The 25,575-nt window shown below is 71.0% G+C and carries 22 protein-coding genes; 9 read left to right on the forward strand and 13 right to left on the reverse strand.

The window, feature by feature from the left end; translation table 11 throughout:
* Positions 1-19: 19 nt before the first annotated feature.
* Positions 20-748, reverse strand: coding sequence for a GMP synthase (locus OVA26_RS04600; protein WP_074696396.1), 729 nt, complete (start codon positions 746-748; stop codon positions 20-22).
* Between the two features lie 86 nt (positions 749-834).
* A complete protein-coding gene (locus OVA26_RS04605) occupies positions 835-1,563 on the reverse strand; it encodes a LysR substrate-binding domain-containing protein (protein WP_074696398.1) in 729 nt (242 codons plus the stop codon).
* A gap of 35 nt (positions 1,564-1,598) precedes the next feature.
* Here OVA26_RS04605 and OVA26_RS04610 point away from each other — a divergent pair, with 35 nt between their 5' ends.
* Positions 1,599-1,988 (forward strand): DUF1304 domain-containing protein, encoded by a 390-nt coding sequence (locus OVA26_RS04610; protein WP_074696400.1) that lies wholly within the window; start codon positions 1,599-1,601, stop codon positions 1,986-1,988.
* A 79-nt stretch (positions 1,989-2,067) separates the two neighbouring features.
* Here OVA26_RS04610 and OVA26_RS04615 read toward each other — a convergent pair whose 3' ends face one another.
* The 4 genes from OVA26_RS04615 to OVA26_RS04630 form a co-directional block, all read right to left on the reverse strand.
* Positions 2,068-2,475, reverse strand: coding sequence for a transferase (locus OVA26_RS04615; RefSeq protein ID WP_056226142.1), 408 nt, complete (start codon positions 2,473-2,475; stop codon positions 2,068-2,070).
* 240 nt (positions 2,476-2,715) lie between these two features.
* Positions 2,716-3,492, reverse strand: a complete 777-nt coding sequence (locus OVA26_RS04620) for a DNA-formamidopyrimidine glycosylase family protein (RefSeq protein ID WP_268103220.1) — start codon at positions 3,490-3,492, stop codon at positions 2,716-2,718.
* Positions 3,485-8,158: an ATP-dependent helicase gene (locus tag OVA26_RS04625; RefSeq protein ID WP_268103222.1), complete on the reverse strand. Its 4,674-nt coding sequence runs from the start codon at positions 8,156-8,158 to the stop codon at positions 3,485-3,487. Before OVA26_RS04625 ends, OVA26_RS04620 begins: the two co-directional genes overlap by 8 nt.
* A gap of 164 nt (positions 8,159-8,322) precedes the next feature.
* Positions 8,323-8,991: an alpha/beta hydrolase gene (locus OVA26_RS04630; RefSeq protein ID WP_268103223.1), complete on the reverse strand. Its 669-nt coding sequence runs from the start codon at positions 8,989-8,991 to the stop codon at positions 8,323-8,325.
* Between the two features lie 85 nt (positions 8,992-9,076).
* Here OVA26_RS04630 and OVA26_RS04635 point away from each other — a divergent pair, with 85 nt between their 5' ends.
* Both OVA26_RS04635 and OVA26_RS04640 read left to right on the forward strand, forming a co-directional pair.
* Positions 9,077-9,691 (forward strand): NUDIX hydrolase family protein, encoded by a 615-nt coding sequence (locus OVA26_RS04635; RefSeq protein ID WP_056226157.1) that lies wholly within the window; start codon positions 9,077-9,079, stop codon positions 9,689-9,691.
* Positions 9,692-9,758: 67 nt separating this feature from the next.
* Positions 9,759-11,681: a M3 family metallopeptidase gene (locus OVA26_RS04640; protein WP_268103225.1), complete on the forward strand. Its 1,923-nt coding sequence runs from the start codon at positions 9,759-9,761 to the stop codon at positions 11,679-11,681.
* 73 nt (positions 11,682-11,754) lie between these two features.
* Here OVA26_RS04640 and OVA26_RS04645 read toward each other — a convergent pair whose 3' ends face one another.
* Positions 11,755-12,822: a threonine aldolase family protein gene (locus tag OVA26_RS04645; protein WP_268103226.1), complete on the reverse strand. Its 1,068-nt coding sequence runs from the start codon at positions 12,820-12,822 to the stop codon at positions 11,755-11,757.
* A gap of 126 nt (positions 12,823-12,948) precedes the next feature.
* Here OVA26_RS04645 and OVA26_RS04650 point away from each other — a divergent pair, with 126 nt between their 5' ends.
* Both OVA26_RS04650 and OVA26_RS04655 read left to right on the forward strand, forming a co-directional pair.
* On the forward strand, positions 12,949-16,125 hold the full coding sequence (locus OVA26_RS04650) for a DEAD/DEAH box helicase (protein ID WP_268104867.1): 3,177 nt from the start codon (positions 12,949-12,951) through the stop codon (positions 16,123-16,125).
* A 64-nt stretch (positions 16,126-16,189) separates the two neighbouring features.
* On the forward strand, positions 16,190-17,635 hold the full coding sequence (locus tag OVA26_RS04655; RefSeq protein WP_268103228.1) for an MFS transporter: 1,446 nt from the start codon (positions 16,190-16,192) through the stop codon (positions 17,633-17,635).
* Here OVA26_RS04655 and OVA26_RS04660 read toward each other — a convergent pair.
* Positions 17,632-18,324 carry an SDR family NAD(P)-dependent oxidoreductase gene (locus OVA26_RS04660; RefSeq protein WP_268103229.1) on the reverse strand — a complete coding sequence of 231 codons (693 nt, stop codon included), beginning with the start codon at positions 18,322-18,324 and terminating at the stop codon, positions 17,632-17,634. The genes OVA26_RS04655 and OVA26_RS04660 overlap by 4 nt on opposite strands.
* A gap of 13 nt (positions 18,325-18,337) precedes the next feature.
* Positions 18,338-19,735 (reverse strand): DUF6421 family protein, encoded by a 1,398-nt coding sequence (locus tag OVA26_RS04665; RefSeq protein WP_268103231.1) that lies wholly within the window; start codon positions 19,733-19,735, stop codon positions 18,338-18,340.
* A 108-nt stretch (positions 19,736-19,843) separates the two neighbouring features.
* On the opposite strand from OVA26_RS04665, the gene OVA26_RS04670 reads away from it, so the two are divergent.
* The 3 genes from OVA26_RS04670 to OVA26_RS04680 all read left to right on the forward strand — a co-directional run bounded on the left by OVA26_RS04670 (position 19,844) and on the right by OVA26_RS04680 (position 22,325).
* The gene (locus OVA26_RS04670) at positions 19,844-20,332 is read left to right on the forward strand and encodes an Lrp/AsnC family transcriptional regulator (protein WP_056226175.1); all 489 of its coding nucleotides are present in this window, start codon (positions 19,844-19,846) and stop codon (positions 20,330-20,332) included.
* Between the two features lie 108 nt (positions 20,333-20,440).
* Complete coding sequence (locus tag OVA26_RS04675) at positions 20,441-21,610, forward strand: sensor histidine kinase (RefSeq protein ID WP_268103233.1); 1,170 nt, start codon at positions 20,441-20,443, stop codon at positions 21,608-21,610.
* A 64-nt stretch (positions 21,611-21,674) separates the two neighbouring features.
* Entirely contained in the window at positions 21,675-22,325 is a 651-nt protein-coding gene (locus OVA26_RS04680; RefSeq protein WP_268103234.1) for a response regulator, read from the forward strand.
* Between the two features lie 12 nt (positions 22,326-22,337).
* On the opposite strand, the gene OVA26_RS04685 is transcribed toward OVA26_RS04680, so the two are convergent.
* The gene (locus OVA26_RS04685) at positions 22,338-22,838 is read right to left on the reverse strand and encodes a hypothetical protein (RefSeq protein ID WP_268103235.1); all 501 of its coding nucleotides are present in this window, start codon (positions 22,836-22,838) and stop codon (positions 22,338-22,340) included.
* An 82-nt stretch (positions 22,839-22,920) separates the two neighbouring features.
* On the opposite strand from OVA26_RS04685, the gene OVA26_RS04690 reads away from it, so the two are divergent.
* Entirely contained in the window at positions 22,921-23,535 is a 615-nt protein-coding gene (locus tag OVA26_RS04690) for a 2-phosphosulfolactate phosphatase (protein WP_268103237.1), read from the forward strand.
* A gap of 9 nt (positions 23,536-23,544) precedes the next feature.
* Here OVA26_RS04690 and OVA26_RS04695 read toward each other — a convergent pair whose 3' ends face one another.
* The 3 genes from OVA26_RS04695 to OVA26_RS04705 all read right to left on the reverse strand — a co-directional run bounded on the left by OVA26_RS04695 (position 23,545) and on the right by OVA26_RS04705 (position 25,551).
* A complete protein-coding gene (locus tag OVA26_RS04695) occupies positions 23,545-24,033 on the reverse strand; it encodes a SprT-like domain-containing protein (protein WP_144782864.1) in 489 nt (162 codons plus the stop codon).
* Between the two features lie 30 nt (positions 24,034-24,063).
* A complete protein-coding gene (locus OVA26_RS04700; protein ID WP_056228266.1) occupies positions 24,064-24,591 on the reverse strand; it encodes a hypothetical protein in 528 nt (175 codons plus the stop codon).
* A gap of 93 nt (positions 24,592-24,684) precedes the next feature.
* A complete protein-coding gene (locus OVA26_RS04705) occupies positions 24,685-25,551 on the reverse strand; it encodes a spermidine synthase (protein WP_268103238.1) in 867 nt (288 codons plus the stop codon).
* Between the last annotated feature and the right edge of the window lie 24 nt (positions 25,552-25,575).

The raw sequence follows: 25,575 nt of genomic DNA on the forward strand, positions 1-25,575 counted from the left end.
CACCGGGGGCTGCGCCGCATCAGGCCGCGACGGAACGCGCGGCGAACGAGCGCAGCAGGCGCGTAGGCTGCTCGACCGAGGCGGTACGCACGTGAGCGGACACCTCGTCGAACGCGTCGGCATCGAAGTAGCCCGCATCGCGGTAGACGACCATCCGCTCCACGAAGGCATCGGTGGTCGGCTCGGGATGGAACTGCGTGGCCCACAGCCCGGCCCCCGCGCGATACGCCTGCACCGGGCAGGCGTCGTTCTCGGCGAGCAGGACGGCGCTCGGCGGCACGGTCGCCGTGCCCTCTTTGTGCGCGGTCAGCGCCTCGAAGCGAGGTTCCAGGATGCCGAACAGCTCGTCGTCTCGGCCGGCCGCGGTGAGCGCGATGTCGGTGGGACCCGTTCCCTCGGGGTGCAGGAGACTCACCCGACCGCCGAGGAGGCGCGTCACGACGCCGATGCCGAAGCAGGTGAACAGTGCGTTCGTGCGGCCCTCGATCGCCACCGCGGCGAGGCGTTCCAGATCGCGCTCGAGACGACGCTGGTCGTCGGTCTTGTCGGGGTCGGTGACGTTGAAAGGGCTGCCCCCGACAACCACCGCAGCGTATCGGTCCAGGTCTTCGGGGAGCGGAGCGCGGACGAGATCGTGGTGTACGAGGTCCTCATCGCGCGCGCCGAGACCGTCGCGGAAAGACGCCCACTCGGCCACGGCCGCCTCACGCTGCGGGCGGACGCAGACATAGAGAAGAGAACCGGTCATCCCGGAATTCTACGCGCGCGCTCTCGCGTCGGATCGGGGGGTGACATGCGGCGAAACGTGGGTGCGCGGCCCCCACGGACGCAGGGTCAGCGGGACGATCGCGCCGTGCGACCACGCACGACGCCCACGAACGTCTCCACATCCGGGGTCGTGCGGTCGCGAAGCCACGCAAGGGCGACGGTGGAGCGCGGACCATCGCGCAGCACGCGGTACTCGACGTCACGTCGCTGGTGCGCACGAGCGAGCGACATCGGCACGACCACCACCCCCACCCCCGCGGCGACCGTCGCGATCGCCTCAGCGGTGTCGCTCGGGGGCGCGAACGCCGGGGCGACGGCATCCGGAACCGACAAGTGCAAGACGTCGTCCGCCGCCGCGATGACGACCTCACCACGCAGGTCGGCGATGTCGAGCTCGTCGGCGGCGGTCAGATCGGAGTCGGTCGACATGACGACGACGGGCTCCTCTTCGTAGAGGGGGATGACGTGAAGATCGTCGGACTCCTCGACGGGGAGGCGGACGAGCGCCGCATCGACCTCGGTGAGCGCCTCGAGTTGAGTGGAGACGGAGATCTCTCGGAGTTCGAGGGAGACGTGCGGCATCCGCTCGCGCCACAGCCCGATCCACTTGCCGGGCGTCGCGCCGGGGATCGCGCCCAGCACGAATTCGCGTGGCTCCTCGCGGGGCGGCGGAGCGGGTCGTTCGACCTTCTGCTTCGGTTTCGGTGAGGGCGACCGTCCCGCCGCCGAAGACTTCGCGCCGGCGGTGCGTCGAGGCGCGCCACCTCGTCCGCGGGACCCGCTGCCTTTCGCCATGGCTCCAGGCTAGCCGCGGGACTAACGTGGGATGCATGATCGGCATCCTGGCGCTCGTCTTCGCGGGACTCGCAGCCCTGCTCCACGTCTACATCTTCGTGCTCGAGAGCGTCCGGTGGACGCAGCCGAAGACGTGGAAGGTCTTCGGCATCGCCGACCAGCAGGCCGCCGACGTCACCAAGCCCATGGCGTACAACCAGGGCTTCTACAACCTGTTCCTCGCGGTCGGCGCGGCGGTCGGCATCGTGTTCTGGGTGGTCAACGGCATCGGCGACGTCGCCGGACGCACGCTACTCATCTTCTCGCTCGGGTCGATGCTCGCCGCAGCGCTCGTCCTCGTCACCTCGGGCAAGAAGTACCTCCGCCCCGCGAGCATCCAGGGGACGCTGCCGCTCATCGGTCTGATCCTGGCGATCTTCGCCTGAGGCGGACGAACCGCCGGCGCAAACGAAAACCCGCACGCTCCGAGGAGTCGTGCGGGTCGTTGCGCCCTTCGGGCGATGGTCAGGCGGCCAGGCGCAGGCCCCGCCGGTCGGTGGCGACCGCCTCACCGTCGTTGATGATCTCGTCGTCGCCGATGAGCGAGCCCACCGCGATCCGAGCGTTGTGGCCGACCTGTGTGCGGACGCCGATGTGGGCGCCCGCGCCGATCACCGCTCCGGCGCAGATGTGCGCGTGCGGCTCGATGTGGGCCTCCGGGCCGATCACGGCGTCTGACTCGATCCAGGCACCGCGGCCGACACGAACACCCGCGGCGATCTGCACGCCGGGTTCGACGTACGCGCCGTTCTCGACCAGCGCCGACGGGTGGACCTTCGCGCCGTGCGCGACGAGTCCGCGACCATTGACGTGCTTGCGGTAACGCAGCGTCTCGCCGTGGTCGTTTTCGATGTCGATGTAGTTCTTTCCCACGATCCCCTCCGGTCGGCCATCGGGTTGAGCCGACATGTATCACAACGGGTCGGGAATGGCGTTCATTCCCTCGAATGCTTCTTCGTCGCCGGTACCGTGATCGGTTTCCTCGATGTCGAGGAAAGGGAAACGTCGGGGTGCGGCGTGGAGTTGTCCCCCTGTTTTCGCATGCTCGACGAGGCGAGCCGGGCGGGTTGACATGCGCCGTCGAATCAGTTGCTCACGCCCGCCCTCGCCCGTTCAGCCTGGCTGGCACGTCGGGCACCAGTACACGTTCCGTTCGCTCGTCGCGGTGGCGCCGAGTGAGGTGGCCCGAATGGGAGTGCCGCAGCGGCGGCACGGTGCCCCCTCGCGCCCGTACACCCAGAAGCGGCGCCCGGGACGGCTGTCGCCGGTGAAGGTGCGCTCGGGACGGGGAAGATTGGCGCGGATCATGCGCTCGCCGAGGGCGATGGTCGCCTGGGCATCGATCTCGGTGGCCGGGGTGGTCGGCGCGATACCGCGGACGAACAGCAGCTCGTTCGCATAGACGTTGCCGAACCCCGCCACGTTCCGTTGGTCGAGGAGAGCGACGTGGGCGGCCCTCTCGTCGGCGGACACGCGTCGCACGGCCTCGGCTTCGTCCCAGTCGTCGGCGAGCAGATCGGGACCGAGGTGCCCGATCACGGTCTGCTCGTCGGCCGTGCGCAGAACCTCGACCATGGCCAGGTCGAAGCCGACGGCGTCGGCGCCCGTCACACCGACGATCGCCCGAGCCTTGAAAGCGGGGCGTCGCCAGCGCTCTCCCGGCCGATAGACGTCCCACCGGCCCTCCATCTTCAGATGCGAGTGCAGCGTGTACCCGCCGATGCGGTGGAGGAGATGCTTGCCCCGCGCCGCCACCTCATGCACCGTCTCGCCGCGGAGATCCGCGGTGGCGCTCCCGGGCACGCGGATGTCGAACCGCGTGACCACCTTGCCCGTGAGCGCCGCGGAGAGCTTCGCCGCGGCGCGGTACACGGTGTCGCCCTCAGGCACGAGCCGCCTCGCGCAGGGTGTCGCCCGCGGTGAGCTTGCGCAGGGTCAGCCCCTTCGGGGACTCGACGAATCCCGCCTCGCGCAGCGCTCGGCCGACCGCGGTGCCGTAGACGAACTCGCCGTTCACCTGCTCGACGGTGAGCGTCTCGAGCCGTCTCTTCTTCGCCGTCTCGGCGAGGTGACGTGCTGCCGCCTGCAGCACGGGCTCCGCGTCGGTGAAGGCGAGGGCGCTGCGCCCCCCACGCTCGAGGTAGAGGGTCAGCTCGCCGTCGACGAGCACGACGAGACCTCCGGCCTTGCGGCCCGGTCGGTGGGTGACCCCTTCGATCGCGGGCCATCCGAGGGCGGCGCCGTACGGGTTGGCGGGGTCGGTGGCGGCGAGCGTCACCGTTCGCAGCGGTGGCGGGTCCGCGACCGCTGCGAACTCGCGCAGGCGATCGACGGTGGCGGAGGCGGCGAACTGCGCCGCGCCGAGCTTCTCGATCACGTATCCGCGTCGGCAGTGGCCCGCCTCTTCGAAGCCGGCGAGGATGCGGTACACCTGCGCGAAGCCGCCGGGAACCCCCTCGGACTGCACCGCCCCGCGCGTCACCACCCCGTAGCGATCGAGGAGGAGGCTCGCGGTCGCTGTGGCTCGGGCCGCCGGATCGGCTTCGCGTTCGGGCAGCAGGGACCATCGACCGCCGAGGGACGGAGGTCGCGGCGCGGAGGTCGCGCGCGGCATGGTGGCGCCCCGGTACATGCGCGCGCGGGGGGCACGCCGTGCGACGCGGTGCGTCTGACCCCCGCCGCTCAGGAGGGTGCGGACCGGGGCGAACGTGTCGTTCGTCACCCGTCCGGCCCACGTGAGGGCCCACAGGGCGTCGTTGACGGATTGCTCGTTCGGGGCTCCGGCGAGCTGCGTCAGCTGGGTGGCGAAGTATGCGCCCCCGCCTTCGAGTGCGGAGAGGATGCGCGCCTCGAGCGAATCGGGTGCGGGGTCGTCGGCGTCCTCGGGATCTTGCAGCGTGAACGGTGCTGCCTCAGCCGGGTGCAAGGCGATCCACCCGTCGCGACCGGGAAGGGTGCCGTGGCCTGACCAGACCACTTCACCGGTGGCGGTGAGCTCGTCGAGCAGGGCGGGGGAGTAGTCGGCGACGCGCGAGGGCAGGATGAGGGATTCCCAAGCGCTGGCCGGGATCGGGACACCCGCGAGCTGCTCGATCACCGCCAGCACCCCGTCGATGCCCTCGAGGGGGCGCCCGAGGTGCTGCCAGACGGGGAGGAAGCGCGCGTACGCGGCCGGGGGAACGGGCTCGACGCTGCCGCGGATGGCCGCGAGGGAGCGCATGCGCAGTCGCCGGAGGACCTCGACGTCGCACCACTCGGTCTCGTCGCCCCGGTTTCCGCCCGAGGCTTCGGGCAGGAAGAAGCCGCTGGACAGGCGCCCTTGCGACTCGAGGCGCTGCAGGGTCAGCCGTGCGACCGCCACGCCGACGCCGAGGCGTTCGGCGACGGCGTCGGTCGTGAACGGCGCGTGCGTGCGGGCGAAACGCGCGACGAGGTCGCCGAGCGGGTCGGGGAACGGCTCGAGGAACGCGTTCGGGATGCCGACCGGAAGCGCCGCGCCGAGAGCGTCGCGGAGCCGCCCGGCGTCTTCGATCCCGGCCGTGCGGGAGACGCCCGCGATCGTCACGCGGATGGCGCGCCGGTCGTCGACGAGGCTGGCGAGGTGCTGCTCGGCCTCGGCGACCGCGTCGCCCTCGGTGTCGAGCCTCGCGGCCACTTCGGTGACATCGAGCGGACCGAGGATGCGCAGCAGATCTGCCACGCCTTCGACGCCGCGGGCGCGACGGTCGGGATCGAGGCGCTGGGCCTCGCGCTCGAACTGCGCGATGACGTCGGGGTCGAGCAGCTCGCGCATCTCGACCTTGCCGAGCAGCTCGCTCAGCAGTGCCGGATCGACCGACAGGGCCGCGGCACGACGCTCGGCGAGCGGGGAGTCGCCCTCGTACATGAAGGCGCCGACGTAGCCGAAGAGCAGATCTCGGGCATAGGGCGACGGCTGCGAGGTGGTGATCTCGACGAGGCGGACCTTGCGCTCGCCGATCTGCCGGGTCAGGCGCAGAAGGGCGGGCAAGTCGTAGACGTCCTGCAGCACCTCGCGGAGCGTCTCGAGGATGATCGGGAATGCCGGATGACGCTTGGCCACCTCGAGCAGCTGCGCGGAGCGCTGCCGCTGCTGCCACAGCGGTGACCGGCGGTTCGGGTTCAAGCGCGGCAGGAGCAGCGCACGGGCCGCGCACTCCCGGAAGCGCGAGGCGAACAGCGCGGATCCGCCCACCTCGTCGGTGACGATCTGCTCGAGTTCGTCGGCCTCGAAGACGAACAGGTCGGCCCCGGGCGGCTCGGCCGCGGCATCCGGGACCCGGGCGATGATGCCGTCGTCGCTCGCCACGGCGGCGCCTTCGACGCCGAGGCGCTCTCGGATGCGGGCGTTCACCGCGAGGGCCCAGGGGGAATGGACCTGCATGCCGTACGGGGAATGCAGGATGATGCGCCAGTCCCCGACCTCGTCGCGGCTGCGTTCGACGGTCAGCGTCTTGTCGGTGGGGAGGCTGCCGGTGGCCTCGCGCTGCTCGGCCAAGTACGCCAGCAGGTTGGTGATGGCGTTGTCGTCGAGGCCCGATTCGCGCAGGCGCTCCTCGGCCTTAGCCCGGTCGGCCCCGGCGATGTCGCGTGAGAACTTGCCCAGCGCCTCACCGAGTTCGGCCGGGCGACCGATGCCGTCCCCGTGCCAGAACGGGAGCTTGCCGGGCTGGCCGAAGGCGGGCAGCACATTGACGCGGTCGTGGGTGATCTCGACGATGCGCCAGCTCGTGGTGCCGAGGGTGAAGACGTCGTTGACGCGCGACTCGTAGACCATCTCTTCGTCGAGCTCTCCGACGCGGGCGTTCTGCGACTCGCCCGCGACGAAGACGCCGAAGAGGCCCCGGTCGGGGATGGTGCCGCCGCTGGTGACCGCGACGCGTTGCGCTCCGGGCCGGCCCGTGAGAGTGCCGGCGTCGCGGTCCCAGACCAGGCGGGGACGCAGCTCGGCGAACTCGTCGGAGGGGTAGCGGCCGGCCAGGAGGTCGAGGGTGGCCTCGTACGCGGAGCGGGGGAGCGAGCGGAACGGCGCGCTGCGCTTGACCGTCTCGAACCACTCCTCGACGTCGATCGCGCCCAGGGCCGAGGCCGCGACCGTCTGCTGCGCGAGGATGTCGAGCGGGTTCTGGGGGACCGAGATCGCCTCGATGCGCCCGGCGAGCATGCGCTCGGTGACCACGGCGGTGTGCAGCACGTCGCTGCGGTGCTTGGGGAAGAGCGCCGCCCGGCTGACCTCGCCGACCTGGTGGCCGGCGCGTCCCACACGCTGGAGGCCGGATGCCGCGCTCGGCGGTGATTCGACCTGGATGACGAGGTCGACCGAGCCCATGTCGATACCGAGCTCGAGGCTGCTGGTCGCGACGACGCAGCGCAGCACTCCCGACTTGAGCTCGTCTTCGACCTGGGCGCGCTGTTCTTTCGACACCGAACCGTGGTGGGCCTTGGCGAGGATCGCGGCGACCCCGGCGGACGAGCCCGCCTGCGCCATCGTGGCCGCCGGAACCGTCGGGTCGGGCACGTCGATGCCCTGCCGCTCGGCGTAGATCTCGTTGAGCCGACCGGTCAGTCGTTCGGCGAGGCGCCGGGAGTTCGCGAACACGATCGTCGAGCGGCGCTGGAGGATGCGGTCGACGATGGCCTCTTCGACGTGCGGCCAGACCGAGCCGGCCATCTCGGTGCTCTCGGGACGCTCGGAGAACCACTCGCCGTCACCGGCTTCGTCGGGAGCTGGCGACCCCGGGGGCGGCGGCGGGTTGAGCATGTCGTCGATCGGTACCACGACCGAGAGGTCGAAGGCTTTGGTCGCCTTGGGGGCGACGATGTCGACGGGCTGCGCCCCGCCGAGGAAGCGAGCGACCTCGTCGATGGGACGCACGGTCGCCGAGAGCCCGATACGCTGCGCCGGCTTGTCGAGCAGGGCATCGAGCCGCTCGAGGCTCACGGCCAGGTGCGCGCCGCGCTTGGTGGCCGCGACCGCGTGCACCTCGTCGATGATCACCGTGTGCACGCCGCGCAGCGTCTCGGCCGCCTGGCTCGTGAGCATGAGGTAGAGCGACTCGGGCGTGGTGATGAGGATGTCGGGAGGTGCGGTCACGAGCTTGCGACGGTCGCTCGAACTCGTGTCGCCCGAGCGGACGCCCACGGTCACCGAGGGCACCTCGATCCCGAGGCGGCGCGCGGACTGCCCGATCCCGACGAGCGGCGAGCGGAGGTTGCGCTCGACGTCGACGCCGAGGGCCTTCAGCGGCGAGATGTAGAGGATGCGCGTTGTGGTCGGCGGTGCTTTCGGGGCGGTCTTCTTGCCGCGGCGCGCGGGAACGGCATCCGGAACCTCGGGGCCCTTCTCGCGGAACACCCGGTCGATCGCGAAGAGGAAGGCCGACAGCGTCTTTCCCGAACCGGTGGGCGCGACCACGAGCGCGTTGCGGCCCGACGACACGGATTCCCACGCGCCCTTCTGCGCATTGGTCGGTGCCGAGAACGCTCCACGGAACCAGTCCTGCGTCGCAGGACCGAATCTCTCCAACACGTCGGCCATGCCGACATCCTCTCCCGGACCTCCGACATCGGGTCGGGGTTGACGTTCGCCCGCCGCGGAAGCGCCTGCTGACGATGGCGCCATGAGTGGTTCTTCGCGAGCCTGAGCGGTCGCGAATCCGACCGCTGAGAGAGACCGCTAGTGGCAGATAAGGCCCCCGGTGGTCACCGCGATCCGGTGCCGGCCCGCTCGACGAGGCGCTCGTCGAGGAATGCCCGCACGTCGTCGAGCTCGTCCGGAGAGACGGAGTGGGTGAGGCCCGGATACACCCGGCCTCGGAGCTCGCTGTGGCGGGGCAGCCATTGCGAGGTCGCGTCGATCAGCAGCGGGGGGATCACGTCGTCTGCCGCGCCGCGCCCCCAGAACACCGGAGGGCGCCGCTCCGCGAGAACGGCGTCGCCGGGCAGCTCGCCACCCGCGGCGTACCCGGCCAGAACGACGGCGAAAGACACGGCATCCGGGTTCACCCGCAGGGTCTGCAGAGCGACCGCCCCACCCTGCGAGAACCCGAGCAGTCCCACAGGGGTCTCGCCCACGGCGGAGCGGACCCAGGCCAGCACCGCGTCGGCCGCGCGGGTGACCGCGGCCGGGTCTCGACCGTCGAGGCCCTCGATGGGGTACCACGAGGCCCCGGGCATGGGCCACGGCGGGGCAAGGGGAGCGCGAACGCTCGCGACGACGAAGGCGTCGGGGAGATACGGCACGAGACCGAACAGGTCGTTCTCGTCGGAACCGTAGCCGTGCAGCAGCACGAGAACCGGTCGGTCGCCGCGTTCCGCGGGCGGCACCGACCACCGCACGACGGACGGATCGAGGGAGGGCGTGGTGCTCATGCGGCCATTGTCGCAAAGGCCTCCGACATCGCCCCGCGGGGTCGGACACGCGGCATCCGGAGCGGAGCGTTGATATACAGGGAGCATGCCCGTGCGCACTCCCGATCCCGAACCCGGCGACAACGGCGATGAGCGCGAGCCGCTCTCGGCGTCCTTCTCAGGAGCTCAGGGGGGTCCCAACCCCAACCCGGGCTGGCTGAGCGAGGTCGAACTCGCCGAGGCGCGGCGACGCCTGCCGATGCTCTACGTCGAGGCCCTGCCGGTGCGCACCGATGGCATGGGCGCCGTCACCCAGGTCGGCATCCTGCTGCGTGCCACCCCGCTCGGCGAGATGACCCGCACCCTCGTCTCGGGCCGCGTCCGCTACGGCGAGACGGTGCGCGACGCGCTCTTCCGGCACCTCGAGAACGACCTCGGACCGATGGCCTTCCCGCTGCTTCCGCCCTCGCCCACGCCGTTCACGGTCGCCGAGTACTTTCCCCTGCCCGGGGTCAGCGCGTTCCACGACGACCGCCAGCACGCTGTGGCCCTCGCCTTCGTCGTCCCCGTCACGGGTACGTGCGAACCGCGCCAGGACGCGCTCGAGGTCACGTGGCTGTCGCCCGAAGAGGCGGCATCCGACGCCCTGTCCGATGAGATGGAGGGCGGCCGCGGCACCCTCATCCGTCAGGCGCTCGCATCGGTCGGCGCCCTGCGCTGACCCGGGAGGACGGGGTTCCGGCGCTCGGATGATTGCCTGTGTCGGAGGCCCTGCCTAGGGTCGAGGCATGCCGCATCCTCCCCTGGAACCTCTGACCCTTCCGCGCGACCTCGACGGGTGGCGAGCATTCGCCGAAGACCGTCCGACCGAGCGCCTCACGCGCGTGGCCGAGATCGACGCCCGGCTCACCGCCGAGTCCGATCTCCCGCTGCCGGAGCGTCTCGCGCTGTGGAACGAGGCCGAGATCGCCCTGAGCGAGGCCGCCGCGCCCTCCCACCTGGTGAGCGAATCGCATCCCGATGGCGAGGTGCGGGACGCCGCAGAGAAGCAGGCGCAGGCGGTCGACGCCGTGCAGTCGCGCCGGCTGCTGGACCGCGCGCTGTGGGCCGTCTTCGCCGACGCCACCGCCGACGGACTCGACGCCGACGAGCAGCGCCTGCTCGCCCAGATCCAGCGCGACTTCCGTCGCGGCGGCGTCGACCTCGACGAGGCCGACCGCGAGCGCGTGCGCGAGCTGACCGACCGCGACACCGAGCTCTCGCTGACCTTCTCGCGCAACATCCGTGAGGGCCGCCGAGAGATCCGAGTGCCCGCGTCGTCGCTCGACGGTCTCCCCGACGACTTCCTCGCAGAACACCCGGCCGATGCCGACGGGATGGTGACGCTCACCACCGAATACACCGACCTCATGCCGGTGCGCGAGTACGCGCGAGACCGCGCGGTGCGCCACGAGCTCATGGGCGCGTACAACGACCTCGCGTGGCCCGTGAACGAGCCCGTGCTCGCAGAGATGCTCGCCGTCCGTGCCGAGCGCGCGGCGCTGCTCGGGTACGGCGACTGGGCCGACTACGAGACCGAGACCCGCATGATCGGTTCGTCGGCCGCGGTGAAGACCTTCCTCGAGAAGGTGGCGGATGCCGTGGCTCCCGCCGCCGCCGTCGAGTACGACCGCGTGCTCGAGCGTCTCCGCCGAGACGAGCCCACCGCCGACGCCGTCACGATCGCCGACTTCTGGTACGTCCTCAGCGCCCTCAAGCGCGAGGAGTACGACGTCGACTCGCAGCTCGTGCGCTCGTACTTCCGCTTCGACCGCGTGCTCGAGGGGGTCCTCGCGACCACCGCGCGCCTGCTCGATGTGGAGTACGTCCCCGTCGACGCGCCGTCCTGGCACGACGACGTGCGCACCTACGACGTCGTGCGCGGCGAGGAGCGCCTCGGGCGCATCCACCTCGACCTGCACCCGCGCGACGGCAAGTACAACCACGCCGCGTGCTTCGGTCTGGCCCCGGGCATCACCGGTCGGTCGCTGCCCGAGTCGGTGCTGCTGTGCAACTTCTCGTGCGGCCTGCTCGAGCACGACGAGGTGGTGACGTTCTTCCACGAGTTCGGTCACCTCGTGCACGACATTCTCGGCGGCCACCAGAAGTGGGCGCGGTGGACGGGCGTGGCGACGGAGTGGGACTTCGTCGAGGCGCCCAGCCAGTTGCTCGAGGAGTGGGCGTGGGATGCCGAAGCGCTCGCCGCCTTCGCCGTGAACGACGAGGGCGAGCCGATCCCGGCCGACCTCGTCGCGCGCATGCGCACGGCCGACGCCTTCGGTCGGGCCCTGGAGGTCACGCGTCAGCTCGGCCACGCCACGACCTCGTACCGCCTGCACGTCGACCGGCCCGCCGATCTCGCCGAAGCCGTCGACGGCTACTACCGCGCCGCGAGCCCCGTCACCCCGCTCGACGGCTCGCACTCGTACGCCGGGTTCGGACACCTGACCGGCTACGGCGCCTGCTACTACACGTACCAGTGGAGCCTCGTGATCGCCCGCGACCTGTTGTCGGCTTTCGGCGACGACCTGTTCGACGTCGACACCGCCACGCGCTACCGGCGCGAGATCCTCGAGCCGGGCGGCACCCGTGACGCCCGCGACCTCGTGAAGGCGTTCCTCGGTCGTGAGTCCACTTTCGACGCCTACCGGGACTGGCTCGCCGGCGCGTGAACGTCGAGGGCCGCGGCATCCCTTTCCGGATGCCGCGGCCCTGGGTGCGACGTGAGTTCGCGGTGGCGCGAGCTCAGGCCGTCGTCTCGCGCGCGATCGCCGCGATGAAGGCGTCGATGTCGGCCTCGGTCGTGTCGAACGAGCACATCCACCGCACCTCGCGGCGCAGTTCGTCCCAGTCGTAGAAGCGGAAGCTCTGACGCAGGCGGTCGGCGACGCCGGCCGGCAGGATCGCGAACACGCCGTTGGCCTGCGTCGGCTGGGTGAACTCGACGCCCTGGATCGAGCCGTCGGCGAGACCCGCCTCGATGCCCTCGCGCAGGCGCTGCGCCATCGCGTTGGAGTGACGCGCGTTCTTCAGCCACAGGTCGTTCTCGAGCAGGGCGACCAGCTGCGCCGAGACGAACCGCATCTTGCTCGACAGCTGCATGTCGAGCTTGCGCAGGTACGTGAGTCCGGTCGAGGCCTCGGGGTCGAGCACGACGATGGCCTCGCCGATCATCGCGCCGTTCTTCGTCCCCCCGAAGCTCAGCACGTCGACGCCGGCGTCGCGCGTGAAGGACCGCAAGGGAACGTCGAGGGCCGCGGCGGCGTTTGAGATGCGCGCGCCGTCCATGTGCAGGCGCATGCCGTGGCCGTGGGCGTGGGCGGCGAGCTCGCGGATCTCGTCGACCGTGTAGAGGGTGCCGAGTTCGGTCGACTGCGTGATCGAGACGACCAGCGGCTGCGCGCGGTGCTCGTCTCCCCATCCCCAGGCCTCGCGGTCGACGAGCTCGGGGGTCAGCTTGCCGTCGTCGGTCGGGACGGTCAGCAGCTTGATGCCGCCGACTCGCTCGGGAGCGCCGCCCTCGTCCACGTTGATGTGCGCGGTGGATGCCGAGATCACGGCGCCCCAGCGGGGGAGCATCGACTGCAGGCCGACCACGTTGGCGCCGGTGCCGTTGAAGACCGGATAGGCCTCGACGCCGTCGCCGAGCAGCGAGACGAACAGCTCCTGGAGGCGGGAGGTGTAGACGTCTTCGCCGTAGGCGACCTGGTGGCCTTCGTTGGCGGCGGAGATCGCGGCGAGGACATCGGGGTGGATGCCGGAGTAGTTGTCGGAGGCGAAACCGCGCACCGAGGAATCGTGGAGGGTGGTCACTCCTCCAGCGTAACGACCGGGGGACAAGCCCCTCCTCCCCAGGGATGCGTCTCGGAGCGTTCTCCCCTTTCGCGTCCCCGGCGGCGCCGGGATGTCGGTGGGGCCCGGAAGAATGGCGGAGTGCACATGGACCCCGAGGCGCTCAGCATCGCCGGCGAGATCTTCTCCCCGGCGGCGATGTCGCGCGCCGACCGGCTCCTCATCTACGGCTCGGTCGAAGTCGGCGACGTGAAGGCATTCGACGGCGTTCTCGTCGTCTCCGCGCAGTCCTTCGGGGCAGCCGGGTACGAACACCTCGAACTGCGCGTGCCCACGGATTTCACGCGCGTGTCCGGCTGGTGCTCGTGCGGCCGCGGTCCCGAGTGCGAGCATTCGTGCGCCGCAGCGGTGGTGCTCTTCGACCGGATGATCTCGGCCGGCCGGCCGCCGCGCCCCGAGTGGCAGCGCACCCTCGACGAATTGCTCACGGTCGGCGCCCGGGTCGACGACGAGCAGGCCGTCGACCTGTGTCTCTTTTTCGCCATCCGGCGCGGTGGAGGCCACGGACGCAGCACTGCGCTGACGCTCACCGCCCGCCCCGGCATGCGGGGGACGCGCGGTACCTGGATCAAGGGGCGCGCCGGATGGTCGGGGCTGCCGCTCCTCTCCGCCGACCCGCGGGCGCGCGCCGCCCTCGACAGCCTGGGCCGCCTCGGCCGCTCCGGGAACGGCGCGTTCCTCTCCGACGAATGGATGCCGCTCTCCGCCGTCCCCCCGCATTCCCTCTGGATGCAGCTCGAAGCCGTCGTCGCGGCCGGGGTGCCACTCGTGGCGGCCTCGGGCGCGCATCACCCGGTGCGGATCCTCGAGCCCGAGGTGACGGCTGCGGTCGCCGTCGACCGACGCGGCTCGGCCCTGCACGTGAGGGGGATCCTCGAGGGCGTCGACGACGACGTCGCGTCGCTGCCGTCGTGGGTGGTGGGCGACCCTGCCGTCGCCGTCGCTTTCGTGGCGGATCGCGACGGCGACGACGAGAGGTTCACCCTCGCGCGCCTGGCGACGCCGGTGACCGGTGCCGTCCGCGGGCTGTTGGCGCGACCGGGCGCCCTCGCCGTCGACGGGGGTTCCGAGGTCTTCCTGCGCGACTACCTTCCGCGCTTGCAGCTCGAGGCCCCCGTGGTGTCCCCGAGGGGCACGGTCGACCTGCCGCCTCCGCCACGTCCGGTCCTCGAGCTCGACCTCGACCACCGAGGCGGTCGTGCGTCCATCACCGTCCGGTGGGACCGGTCGTCAACCAACGGTCGTCGCGACGAGGCGCACGAGGCCGCGGTGTGGGACGCCGTGGCGGCCATCGCGACCGAGCTCGGCGTCGGCGTTCCGCAACCTTTCCCCTCGGGTACCACCCCGCCTCGGGCGTGGACTCCCGCCGACGCGGCGATCTTCGTCGCCGAGGGCGTGCCGCGACTGCGGGCTCTGGCTCACGTCCGAGTGAACGTCGCCGACGGCGCCGCGCCCTCTCGCGCGGCGGCCGAGCCGGCTGCCGTGGAGCTTCGTACCGGTGACGACGACGGCAGCGACTGGTTCGACCTGCACGCGCGCGTCACGGTGGGCGAGACCGAGGTCGACTTCTCCGCGCTCTACACCGCACTGGTCGTGGGCGACCGGGCTCTCTTCCTGGACGACGGGTCCTACGTGCGACTGGACACCCCCGCCTTCGACCGCCTCCGCGCGGTCATCGACGAGGCGCGGACACTCGCCGATCGCCCGGAGGGCGGGTTGAAGCTCAACCGCTACAACGTCGGTCTCTGGGACGACCTGTCCGAGCTGGGCCTCCTCGCGGCGCAAGAGGCGGAGTGGTGGCTGCGCGTGCGTGGTCTCACCGACGAAGCCGCCCTCGCCCCTGTCGCATCCCCCGCGGGTCTGCGCGCCACGCTGCGCGACTACCAACGCTCGGGCCTGGACTGGCTGCACTTCCTCCGCACGCAGGGGCTCGGGGGCGTCCTCGCCGACGACATGGGCCTCGGCAAGACCGTGCAGGCGATCGCGATGATGGAGGTCGCCCGCGAGTCCGACTCCGAGATGGCCCCGTTCCTGATCGTGGCGCCGACCAGTGTCGTGGGCAACTGGGCTCGCGAGTGCGCCGCATTCGCTCCGGGACTGCGAGTGGCGACCATCGCCTCGACGCAGGCGCGACGCTCCACCCCCATCTCCGAGGTCGCCGCCGGTGCGCACGTGGTGGTCACGAGTTATGCGCTCTTCCGTCTCGAGCAGGAGCAGTACGCCGAGGTCGAGTGGTCGGGACTCGTGCTCGACGAGGCACAGCAGATCAAGAACCCCTCCTCGCGGGGCTACCGCGCGGCGCGCTCTCTCTCGGCGCCTTTCACGCTCGTCATCACGGGCACGCCGATGGAGAACAACCTCCTCGAACTCTGGGCCCTCATGTCTCTCGTGGCGCCGGGGCTTCTGGGCACTCGCGAGTCCTTCACCGCGATGTACCGCACGCCCATCGAGAAGCACTCCGATTCCGCGCGCCTCGACCTGCTCCGTCGACGGATCCGCCCGTTCCTGTTGCGACGGACGAAAGAACTCGTCGCGTCCGAGCTCCCCTCCAAGCAGGAGACCGTGGTCGAGGTGACCCTGCACCCGACGCATCGCAAGCTGTACGACCGGCGCTTCCATCGCGAGCGTCAACGCCTCCTGGGCCTGCTCGACGATGCCGAGGGCAATCGCTTCGCGATCTTCCGCTCGCTGACGATGCTGCGCCAGCTCGCTCTCGATCCGGCGTTGGTCGACGAGGGAGAGGCCCCGTCCGCCAAACTCGACGCCCTGGTCGAACTCGTGACCGAGGCCGCTGCCGAGGGACACCGTGTCCTCGTCCTCAGCCAGTTCACGCGCTTCCTTCGCGCAGCTCGAGACAGATGCACCGAGGCGGGTCTTCCGTCCGGCTACCTCGACGGTGCCACCACGCACCGACAGGTCGAGATCGACCGCTTCCGCGAGGGCGACGACCCGGCGTTCTTCATCTCCCTCAAAGCCGGCGGAGTGGGCCTCAATCTCGTGGAGGCGGACTACGTGGTACTCCTCGACCCGTGGTGGAACCCCGCGGTCGAAGACCAGGCCATCGATCGCGCGCATCGTATCGGGCAGACCCGCCCCGTGATCGTGTACCGGCTCGTGGCCGCCGACACCATCGAGCAGAAGGTGGTGACCCTGCGCGAGACGAAGGCCGAACTCTTCTCCCGCGTGCTCGACGGCGGTGAGGGCGAGACGTTCGGTGGCGGCACCCGCCTGACGGCGGCGGACATCCGCAGCCTCATCGACTGAGCCCGCGGATCCGCCGTTCGACCGGGCCCTGGTCAATGTCGGACCCCCGGTCTACCGTGGCGCTATGTCCGAGAGTCCGGCCCCCGTCGCCCCGGTCGACGCGGTCGCGTCGTCCGGGCGCCGCACCTTTCTCGCGGTGCTCGTCAACACCGCCGCCGCCAACGTGACCACGAGCTTCCTCTGGTTCGCCCTCACGTTCTGGGTCTATCTCGAGACCCGCTCCGTCCTCGCCACCGGCATCGTCGGCGGTGCGTACATGTTGCTCCTCGCGGTGTTCGCGATGGTGTTCGGATCGCTCGTCGATCGCCATCGCAAGCACCGGGTCATGGTGGTCTCGGGGTTCGTGACGCTCGTGGCGTTCCTTCTGGCAGGGGCGCTCTGGCTGGCGTTTCCCGAGGCCGCGCTCCTCGACCTGGGCGGACCGTGGTTCTGGCTCTTCTCGGGCGTCATCCTCGCCGGGGCCGTGATCGAGAACCTTCGCAACATCGCTCTGTCGACGACCGTGACGCTCCTCATCCCCGTCGAGCGTCACGCCAACGCGAACGGCCTGGTCGGCACCGTGCAGGGGCTCGCGTTCGTCGTGACGAGCGTGTTCAGCGGGCTGTCGGTCGGGTTCCTCGGCATGGGATGGACGCTCGCCATCGCGCTGGCGCTGACCGTCCTCGCGCTCGCCCACCTGTTGACGATCCGCATCCCCGAGGAGCGCCCCGCCGCCGGCACGGCTCCCGGTCCCATCGTCGATCTCCGCGGGGCGGTCCGGGCCGTGCGCCGCGCCCCGGGCCTGTTCGCCCTCATCGTCTTCTCGACGTTCAACAACCTCATCGGCGGCGTCTACATGGCGCTCATGGATCCGTACGGCCTCGAGATGTTCGACGTGCAGATCTGGGGCATCGTCCTCGGGGTGACCGCGACCGGATTCATCGTCGGCGGTGGTCTCGTCGCGAAGTTCGGCCTCGGAAAGAACCCCATCCGCACGATGCTCTGGATCGTCATCGCGATGGGGGCCCTCGGGGCGCTCTTCACCCTGCGCGAATGGTGGTGGCTGTACGCGATAGGTATTTGGGTCTACATGGCCCTCATCCCGCCGGTCGAGGCGGCGGAGCAGACGGTCATCCAGAAGGTCGTCCCCTTCGAGACCCAGGGGCGCGCCTTCGGTTTCGCCGCGGCGTTCGAGTCGGCTGCGGCGCCCGTGACGTCGTTCCTCATCGCGCCGATCGCGCAATTCCTGATCATCCCGTACATGGACGCAGACGACGGAAGCGCGACGTGGGGCTGGCTGCTCGGCGACGGGCAATCGCGGGGAATCGCCCTGGTGTTCCTCGTCGCGGGCCTCGTCATGGTGGTGGTCGGTGCGCTCGCGTTCCTGACCCGCTCGTACCGGATCCTCTCGCGACAGTACAGCGAGGCGATGGTCAATGCCGACGTGGCCGAAACGGACGGGACGGATGCCGCCGACCCCGAGCGACCCGCCGCAGCCGAGCAACTCAGACCCGGCCGGTCGGCGTCCTAGCCGCCCGCGCCGATCTCGATCACGACGTCGTTCCACGCGTCGGCGGCGTCGTCCCACAACGCCACGACGGCCGAAGCGACGGCGGCCTCGAGCCCGTCGAGGCTCCGCACCCGCATGATCACCGCGGCCGACGACACCTCGCGCGCCTCGTCCCGCGCCGCCTTGGCGTATCCCTGTGCGACAGCACGCACCCACGCTTCGCTCGCCGCCTTGACCGCCGCGTAGTTCGCGCCACCGGCGAGGGGCCGCGCGACCGCCGTCGACGAGACGATCGCCAGGCGACCGGCGGTGGACGAGCGCAGGTCGGCATCGAAGGCGCGACTGACGTTCCGCAGCGTCGTGAACGAGCGCATCAAGAAGGCGAGGTCGTCGTCGCTCTGCCGAGCCAGTCCACCCCCGCCTCGCCACCCCCCGACGAGAGGCAGCAGGCCGTCGACGCTGCCGTGAGCGGAGTGCACGCGATCGCGCAGCGAGGCCACGGCATCCGGATCCATCAGATCGCACACCTCGGCGAACGCCCCCGGCGCCTCGGCCGCCGCGGCGGCCACGCGTTCGGCGTCCGAGCCGACGATGACGACCCGCGCCCCGGCGTCGACGAGCGCGCGGGCGCTCGCGCGGCCCACGGCGCTCGTTCCGCCGGCGAGCAGCACGAGCCGCCCGTTCACTCCTTCGTCGGCGCGATCGGTCATGTCGGCCCTTTCGTCAGTCCGTCCCGCGGATGCCCGCGGTCGACGCGATGACCGGGCGCATCTTCTTCTCGAGCGCTTCGAAGAACATCGACAGGGGGAACTCGTCGTCGAGCACCGCGTCGGTGTACCCCTTCGGCAGCCCCGCGAGCACCTCGTCGGGCAGCCCGCGCGCCCATACCGAGGCGGGATGGGGCGTGACGACGCCGCGCACGAGGTCATAGGCGGCGAGCCAATGGGCGACCTTCGGGCGATCGATGGATCGCCAGTACAGCTCGTCGATCGCGTCGGCGAGGGCGATGACCGCGGCGGGCACCTCGTCCCAATCGAACGCGAGCGAGGTGTCGGTCCAGTGCAGCACGCGGTGCTGGTGCAGCCACGCGAACAGCAGCTGTCCGCCGAGGCCGTCGTAGTTGCGTACCCGGGAGCCGGTGATGGCGAAGCGGAAGATGCGATCGAAGATCACGGCGTACTGCGCGAGCTCGGCGTGCTCGAGCATCGCCTTCTCGGCGGTGTCCAGGTCGTCTCGCGCCGACAGCCGGGCCTGCAGCGAGACGCACTCGCGGAAGGCGGTGAGGTCGCAGCGCAGCTCTTCGAGCGAGTAGAGGAAGAACGGCATCCGCTGCTTGATCATGAACGGGTCGAACGGCAGGTCGCCGCGCATGTGCGTGCGATCGTGGATGAGATCCCACATCACGAACGTCTGCTCGGTGAGCGCCTGGTCGTCGAGCATGCGGGCGGCGGCCTCGGGGAGGTCGAGCTTGGTGATCTCGGCAGCGGCGCGGGTCACGCGGCGGTACCGCGCCGCTTCGCGGTCCTGGAAGATCGCGCCCCAGGTGAAGGTCGGGATCTCGCGCATGGCGACGGTCTCGGGGAAGAGCACGGCCGAGTTCGTGTCGTAGCCCGAGGTGAAGTCGATCAGACGCAGCGAGACGAACAGGCGGTTGGTGTACTCGGTCTCGAGTCGCGCGATGAACTCGGGCCAGATCGCCTCGACGAGCACCGCCTCGACGTGCCGTTCGTTGGAGCCGTTCTGCGTGTACATCGGGAACACGACGAGGTGGCGGATGCCGTCGACTCGGTGCTCCTGGGGCTGGAAGGCGACCAGGGAATCGAGGAAGTCGGGCACGTCGAGGCCGTCGTCGCGCCACCGGCGGAAGTCGGCGACGGAGGCCGCGAGGTAGGACCGGTCGTGGGGGAAGAGGGGGGCGAGTGCCTCGATGGCGATGATGAGGTCGTCGAGCAGGGGTGCGGCCGCGGCGGTGTCCTCGATGGAGCCGTCTGTGGCCTGCAGCGCCTGCAGGGCGGTGGCCGCGCTCTTCAGCTGGGTCCAGGCGGGGGTCTGCTCGACCGTGTCGACGCCGTGGTCGGCGATCAGATCGTCGGCGGCACGGGTGGGCGTGGCGATGGTCATGGCATCCTCCATTCTGTGCTGTAAATATTCCTGCTGAACGTGGATACTAACGGAAAACTTACGGACCTCGCCAGAGTGGCCCGTGGCGCCGCTGGTACTGTCGACCGCATGACCGAGGCCTCTTCCCGCGCCCCTCGCCTCGAGGACTCCGTCGATGCGGCCATCGTGCGAGAGATCTCCCTCGACGCGCGGGCGACGCTCTCGCACTTGTCGGAACGCGTGGGGCTCTCGGTGTCCGCGGTGCAATCCCGTCTGCGCCGGCTCGAGGCACGCGGCATCGTGAAGGGCTACCGTCCGATCCTCGATGCCGAGGCCCTCGGGCGACCCCTCGCCGCGTTCGTCGAGATCACCCCCCTCGACCCCGCCCAGCCCGACAACGCCCCCGAGCTCCTGGCCCACCTGACCCCGATCGAGGCGTGCCACTCCATCGCGGGCGAGGCGGCCTACATGCTGTTCGTCCGCGTGCCGACGCCCCGCGATCTCGAAGAGCTGATCCGCGACATCCGCGCCGCGGCCCAGGTGAACACGCGCACGACCGTGGTGCTCCAGACGTTCTTCGAGGCGCGACCGATCGAGCCCGCCGACTATCCGGCGTGACCCCCCGGCCACGGGGCCCGGTCCCGAGGCGATCCGCACGACGGCCGACGGCGGGATACATCCCGCGACGGATGCCCCGCCCCCGCCGGCCCGCGTAGCGTGGCCATGATGTTCGCTCTGCGCCCGCTCACCCGCTACCAGCTGGTCACCGACCTCGGTATCGCCGTGGTGTTCTTCCTGGTGGCCATCGCGATCGAGCTCGTCGCAAGCGCCACCCCGATCGACAACGTCGCGGGATTCTTCATCGCGCTCGCCTTCGCGGGGGCGGTGGCTCTGCGACGGCTTCATCCGGGCCTCGCTCTCTGCGTGGCGTGGGCGGCCGCCCTCGCGCAGATGGGGTTCGGCCGGCAGCCGTCGCCGTCCGACCTCGCGATCTTCGCCGTCCTCTACACGACGTCGGCGTACGGCAGTCGTCGCGTGTTCTGGTTCGGGTTCGTCTCGGCGATCGTCGGAGCGGCCGTGGTCCCGCTGTACCTCGTGGGTCGCGGGCTGCAGGCCCCGCCGAACGGGAACGACTGGTTCGCCGTCATCGCACTCTTCCTCGCGGCGGGTTTCGCGCTCATGCTGGCCTGGGTCTCGGGCGCACTTGTCCGCACGGCGATGAGGGCCGCGGCGAACAGCCGTGCTCAGCGGGCGGCCGAGGCCGAGACGATCGCCGAGCAGGAGCGTGTCCGCATCGCCCGCGACATGCACGACGTCGTCGCGCACTCCCTGGCGGTGGTCATCGCCCAGGCCGACGGTGCCCGGTACGCCGCGGCATCCGATCCGCGGGCGAGCGCCGAGGCGCTGACGACGATCTCGTCGACCGCGCGCGCCGCGCTCGCCGACGTGAGGTTGCTCCTCACCCAGTTGCGGCACTCGCAGGCCGAGGGGCCCCAGCCGACTCTCGCCGACCTCGAGACCCTCTTCGAGCGGATGCGGGCGGCGGGCGTGGCCCTCGAGGTCGAGGTCGACCCGTTGCCCCCGGGCGAGCCCCCCGCGGCCATCCAGCTCGCGGTCTACCGCATCATGCAGGAGGCGCTCACCAACGCCCTGCGGCACGGAGTCGACCCGCGCGTGCGCGTGCACCTGGGATGGTGGCCCGACCGGGTCGTCGCCTCGGTGCGCAATGCCCGGGCCACGGCATCCGTCCCCGCTCCGGCTAGCCCTCCGTCGGGCGGGCACGGGCTGATCGGCATGCGCGAGCGTGCGCAGCTCGTCGGAGGTCACCTGACCGCGGGGCCCGAGTACGGCGAGTTCGTCGTGCGCGCCACCCTCCCGATCGGTTCCCCGCTGTGAACGCCCGAGCGAGAGGGCAGAGTGGATGCCGAGCCACCCCCGACCCGCGAGAGGAGCCGTCGTCATGACCGCCCCCGTCCGCATCGTCCTCGTCGACGATCAAGCTCTGTTCCGCGCCGGAATCCGCATGGTGATCGACTCGCAGCCCGACCTCGAGGTGGTGGGGGAGGCATCGGATGGCCGCGAGGGCATCGAGGTCGTGCGTTCCACGCGTCCCGATCTCGTGCTCATGGACGTGCGGATGCCGGTCATGGACGGTCTGGCGGCGACGGCCGAGATCCTTCGCGAGCCCGACGCGCCGCGCGTCGTGGTGCTGACGACGTTCGACCTCGACGAGGCCGCCGCCCGCGCGATCCAGGGCGGGGCCAGCGGGTTCCTGCTGAAGGATTCCGAGCCGGAGTTCCTGCTGTCGGCGGTGCGCACCGTGCACGCCGGTTCGGCGGTGATCGCCGCCGAAGCGACGCGCGAGCTCTTCGCCCACATCGCCGACGGCGGGGGAGGCGAGCCGGTTCCGGCGGCCTACGGCGCGCTGACCGATCGCGAGCGCGAGATCTTCGCCCTCGCCGCGGCGGGGCTCAGCAACGCCGAGATCGCGGAGCGCGAGTTCCTGTCCGAGGCGACGGTGAAGACGCACATCAGCCGCATCCTCACCAAGCTCGCCCTGCGCGATCGCGTGCAGCTCGTGGTCTTCGCCTATAGACACGGCCTCGCCTGAGCGGCGGGCGCCTCAGGCGTCGTCGTTCTCCGGGTCGTGCGCCCACGTGGGGGCCAGGGCCTTGATGCGCGTCGCGCGCCACTGCCACGTCGCCCAGAGCGCCGGCCACAGGGCGGGAGCTGCGGCGCCGCCGATGGTCAGTCTCTCTCGCCAGAGGGTGCGCCCGGGCTCTCCGGGGGCGGCCGACACCGCCATCTGGTGATCCCATACGTCGAGCACCGACAGCGGCCCGGTCAGGGGGACGCCCCAGTCGCGGAAGACGCGGACGCGCCCGTGTCCGTCGCTCGTCTCGCGGTCGGCGACCGAGATGAGCTGGCGACCGACCGGAATGAGCCCTGCGACGCTCATCTGCACGGGAACGTCGTCGCCCGATGAGAACGAGGTCGGCATGTCGCCCAGAGCCTCCACGTCGAGGAGCGGACCGTACAGCTCCGCGACGGCGCGGGGTGAGTGCAGTGCGCGCCACGCGGCGTCCGGGTCGCAGTCGATGACGAACTTCAGCAGGATGCGCATGACCTCGATCGTGCCCGATCCCGGCCGTCGGTGGGCACGGCTTGACGCGAGGGGTGCACTCCGGGCGTTTTACGATCGAGGGATGCCGTCTTCTCCCGCCCTCGCCCAGTCCGACTACCAGGTGCGTCTGGACTGGGGCCGCTCGGGGCTGAAGCGTCTCGCCCCCGCTCACGTCGTCATCGTCGTGCAGACGTTGGGGCTGTCGATGCGCGCGCTGGACGCGATCGAGGGCGGCGAGGCGTTCCCCCTCGAGGGCGATGAGGCCGCGGTACTCGCTCTCGCAGCCGAGGGTGACGGCGCCCATGTCGTCGTCGGTGGACTGCGCAACGCGGCCGCCGTCGCCGCCCACGTGCTCGAGGTGCAGCGGTCGCGGGGTGAGCGCACCAGCATCTCGGTGGTCGCCGCCGGTTACCCCGACGACGACGGCCTCCGCTTCGCCGTCGACGACCTGCTCGGCGCGGGCGCCGTCATCGCCGCTCTCGGAGATCTCGGCATCGACCACGCCTCTCCCGACGCCGCCGTCGCGGGAGAAGGATTCCGCGCCCTCGGCGGAGCGGTCCGGCACCTGCTGACGGCCAGCGGCACCGGCCGCGCGCTCGCCGCCGACGGTCAACGCGAGGCGGTGCTCGCCTCGGCCGCGCGCGATGCGGCATCCGTCGTTCCGATCCTGCGCGACGGGGTGATCGTCTCGGCCTGAGCCCTCGCCCTAGCGGGGTGTCGAGGCCGCGAGCCGCGTCGCGCGGCTGATGTCGCGGTGCACCCACGACAGAGCGAACCGCGGGTCGAACGACGGGGCGCACTTCGCGCACGAGGTGGGCCGGGTCGCGCGCCGGTGCCGATAGGCGACGTGGCCCGCCGGGCACGTGCCGACCCACGGGGCGAGTTCGTTGGCGGTCTCGCCGGCGTGGGTCGTCCCGCCCACGTAACCCAGCTCGCGTGCCGTCCGCTTCCACACCGGACCGTGCCCCGCGGCCGGTCCCGCCACGGCATGCGCGACCTCGTGCAGCAGGGTCTGGTGGTTCGTGTCGTCGTCGTAGCGCGCGGAGAGGTAGCGCGAGACGCTGATGCGCTGACGGCCGTAGTCGCACAGGCCCGCGCGCCGCTTGGCGTTGTCGAAGGCGAACGTCCACGACGGATCGAGGTGGAGGGCGATCAACGCCTCGGCCCAGATGCGGACGCGCTGCAGATCGGACATGAGCGGAAGCCTAGAAGGGACCTACGACACTCAGCTCGCGACGACCTCGCGCGTGCGGCGACGCTCCGCGGCGTCGATCGCGAGCAGGGTCGATTCGAGCTGCGCGTCGGTGGCGCCGGCGTTCTGCCGCAGGAACAGCGCCTGCTTGAAATCGCGGCGGGCGGCGTCGAAATCACCCTCGTCGTAGTGCACCTTGCCGCGGTGCTGGAGCGCGAAGGCGGCGATGCTCGCCCAGCCCTGCCCCTCGGCCTCTTCGGCGCACATGGTGAGTTCCTGCTCGGCGGCGGCGTACGCCCCCCGGCACTGCATGATCGTCGCGTGGAGGATGCGCGCGCGCAGCAGGTCGCGACGGGTGCCGGCCATGCGGGCGACCCGGACCGACTGCTCCGAGATCGCGAGCGCCTCGTCGAATCGGTCGAGCACCTTGAGCAGCCACACCCGCTCGAGGAGGGCGTGGAGGCTGCGCTGGGAACCGATCTCCTCGAGACGTTCCGCGCACTCACGGGAGTCGGTGACCTCGCGCAAAGTGTCGGGGTCGTACCCGTGGATGTAGCTCACCATCGCTCCTCTCGTTCCGGCAGGACTTCCAGTGTGCGCCGCACGGGCGTCGGGGGTGCCTCGCCACGCGGTCGGGCGGCGAAGACGCCGGGATCATCTCTCGAACAGGGATGCCGAGGGCTTCGGAGACGCGGTCGCATCGGCGTCCGTGGCCGGTCGCGACCCGCGCATGAACTCGTCGATCTCCGCGCCCTGAGCGACCTTGGCGGGGTGGGGGCCGGCCGCCATCAGCCGCGGGAGCCACTCGACCGGCAGGGGCGCTGCCGAGGCGGCGACGACGAGGTTGCCGAACCGGCGTCCCTTGAGCACCTGCACCTCGGCGAGCACGATGACCTCGGGCAGGGCCTCGCGGATCGTGGCGACCTGGCGGCGGGCGAAGGCCAGTCCGGGTCCGTCGGACACGTTCACCAGGAGCACCCCCTCGGGGGCGAGCAGGGCCGCCGCCTCGCGGTAGAACTCCACGGTGGTGAGGTGGGCGGGGGTCTGCGCGCCGGAGTACACGTCGCTGATGAGGAGGTCGACGGCACCCGAGAGCCCCGCCGGCAGTCTCGACAGCCCGGCACGCGCGTCACCGATGCGCACGCGCACCGACGCGCCGCGGGGGAGGGGCAGGTTCTCGCGCACGAGGTCCCAGAGCGCCGGCTCGAGCTCGATGACCTGCTGGCGCGAGCCGGGTCGGGTCGCCTCCACGTAGCGCGGCAGCGTGAGGGCGCCCGCGCCGAGGTGGACCGCGGTGAGGGGCTGTCCCGGCATCCGGAGTCGATCGATCACGGCGCCCATGCGCGCCACGTACTCGAAGTGCAGGTGCGTGGGGTCGTCGAGGTCGACGTGCGACTGGGGCGTCCCGTCGACGACGAGCTCCCATCCCGACACGAACCCCGAGGGCGAGACGCGGGCGAGGGCGCCGTCGGACAGCCGCGCGGTCGGGGCGTCGTCGGGTTCGATGCGCATGCGGGCCATGAACCCACGCTAGGCCCTCGGGGC

Origin of the sequence: Microbacterium sp. SL62, from assembly GCF_026672635.1 — a bacterium.
GTDB lineage: Bacteria > Actinomycetota > Actinomycetes > Actinomycetales > Microbacteriaceae > Microbacterium > Microbacterium testaceum_A.

Excerpts from the sequence above, each read along its gene's own strand:
- OVA26_RS04655 (WP_268103228.1), top strand. The coding sequence starts at position 16,190 with ATGTCCGAGAGTCCGGCCCCCGTCGCCCCGGTCGACGCGGTCGCGTCG.
- OVA26_RS04705 (WP_268103238.1), bottom strand. The coding sequence starts at position 25,551 with ATGGCCCGCATGCGCATCGAACCCGACGACGCCCCGACCGCGCGGCTG.
- OVA26_RS04650 (WP_268104867.1), top strand. The coding sequence starts at position 12,949 with ATGGACCCCGAGGCGCTCAGCATCGCCGGCGAGATCTTCTCCCCGGCG.
- OVA26_RS04685 (WP_268103235.1), bottom strand. The coding sequence starts at position 22,838 with ATGCGCATCCTGCTGAAGTTCGTCATCGACTGCGACCCGGACGCCGCG.
- OVA26_RS04660 (WP_268103229.1), bottom strand. The coding sequence starts at position 18,324 with ATGACCGATCGCGCCGACGAAGGAGTGAACGGGCGGCTCGTGCTGCTC.
- OVA26_RS04695 (WP_144782864.1), bottom strand. The coding sequence starts at position 24,033 with ATGTCCGATCTGCAGCGCGTCCGCATCTGGGCCGAGGCGTTGATCGCC.
- OVA26_RS04665 (WP_268103231.1), bottom strand. The coding sequence starts at position 19,735 with ATGACCATCGCCACGCCCACCCGTGCCGCCGACGATCTGATCGCCGAC.
- OVA26_RS04630 (WP_268103223.1), bottom strand. The coding sequence starts at position 8,991 with ATGAGCACCACGCCCTCCCTCGATCCGTCCGTCGTGCGGTGGTCGGTG.
- OVA26_RS04690 (WP_268103237.1), top strand. The coding sequence starts at position 22,921 with ATGCCGTCTTCTCCCGCCCTCGCCCAGTCCGACTACCAGGTGCGTCTG.
- OVA26_RS04625 (WP_268103222.1), bottom strand. The coding sequence starts at position 8,158 with ATGGCCGACGTGTTGGAGAGATTCGGTCCTGCGACGCAGGACTGGTTC.
- OVA26_RS04680 (WP_268103234.1), top strand. The coding sequence starts at position 21,675 with ATGACCGCCCCCGTCCGCATCGTCCTCGTCGACGATCAAGCTCTGTTC.
- OVA26_RS04670 (WP_056226175.1), top strand. The coding sequence starts at position 19,844 with ATGACCGAGGCCTCTTCCCGCGCCCCTCGCCTCGAGGACTCCGTCGAT.
- OVA26_RS04635 (WP_056226157.1), top strand. The coding sequence starts at position 9,077 with ATGCCCGTGCGCACTCCCGATCCCGAACCCGGCGACAACGGCGATGAG.
- OVA26_RS04675 (WP_268103233.1), top strand. The coding sequence starts at position 20,441 with ATGTTCGCTCTGCGCCCGCTCACCCGCTACCAGCTGGTCACCGACCTC.
- OVA26_RS04640 (WP_268103225.1), top strand. The coding sequence starts at position 9,759 with ATGCCGCATCCTCCCCTGGAACCTCTGACCCTTCCGCGCGACCTCGAC.
- OVA26_RS04605 (WP_074696398.1), bottom strand. The coding sequence starts at position 1,563 with ATGGCGAAAGGCAGCGGGTCCCGCGGACGAGGTGGCGCGCCTCGACGC.
- OVA26_RS04610 (WP_074696400.1), top strand. The coding sequence starts at position 1,599 with ATGATCGGCATCCTGGCGCTCGTCTTCGCGGGACTCGCAGCCCTGCTC.
- OVA26_RS04600 (WP_074696396.1), bottom strand. The coding sequence starts at position 748 with ATGACCGGTTCTCTTCTCTATGTCTGCGTCCGCCCGCAGCGTGAGGCG.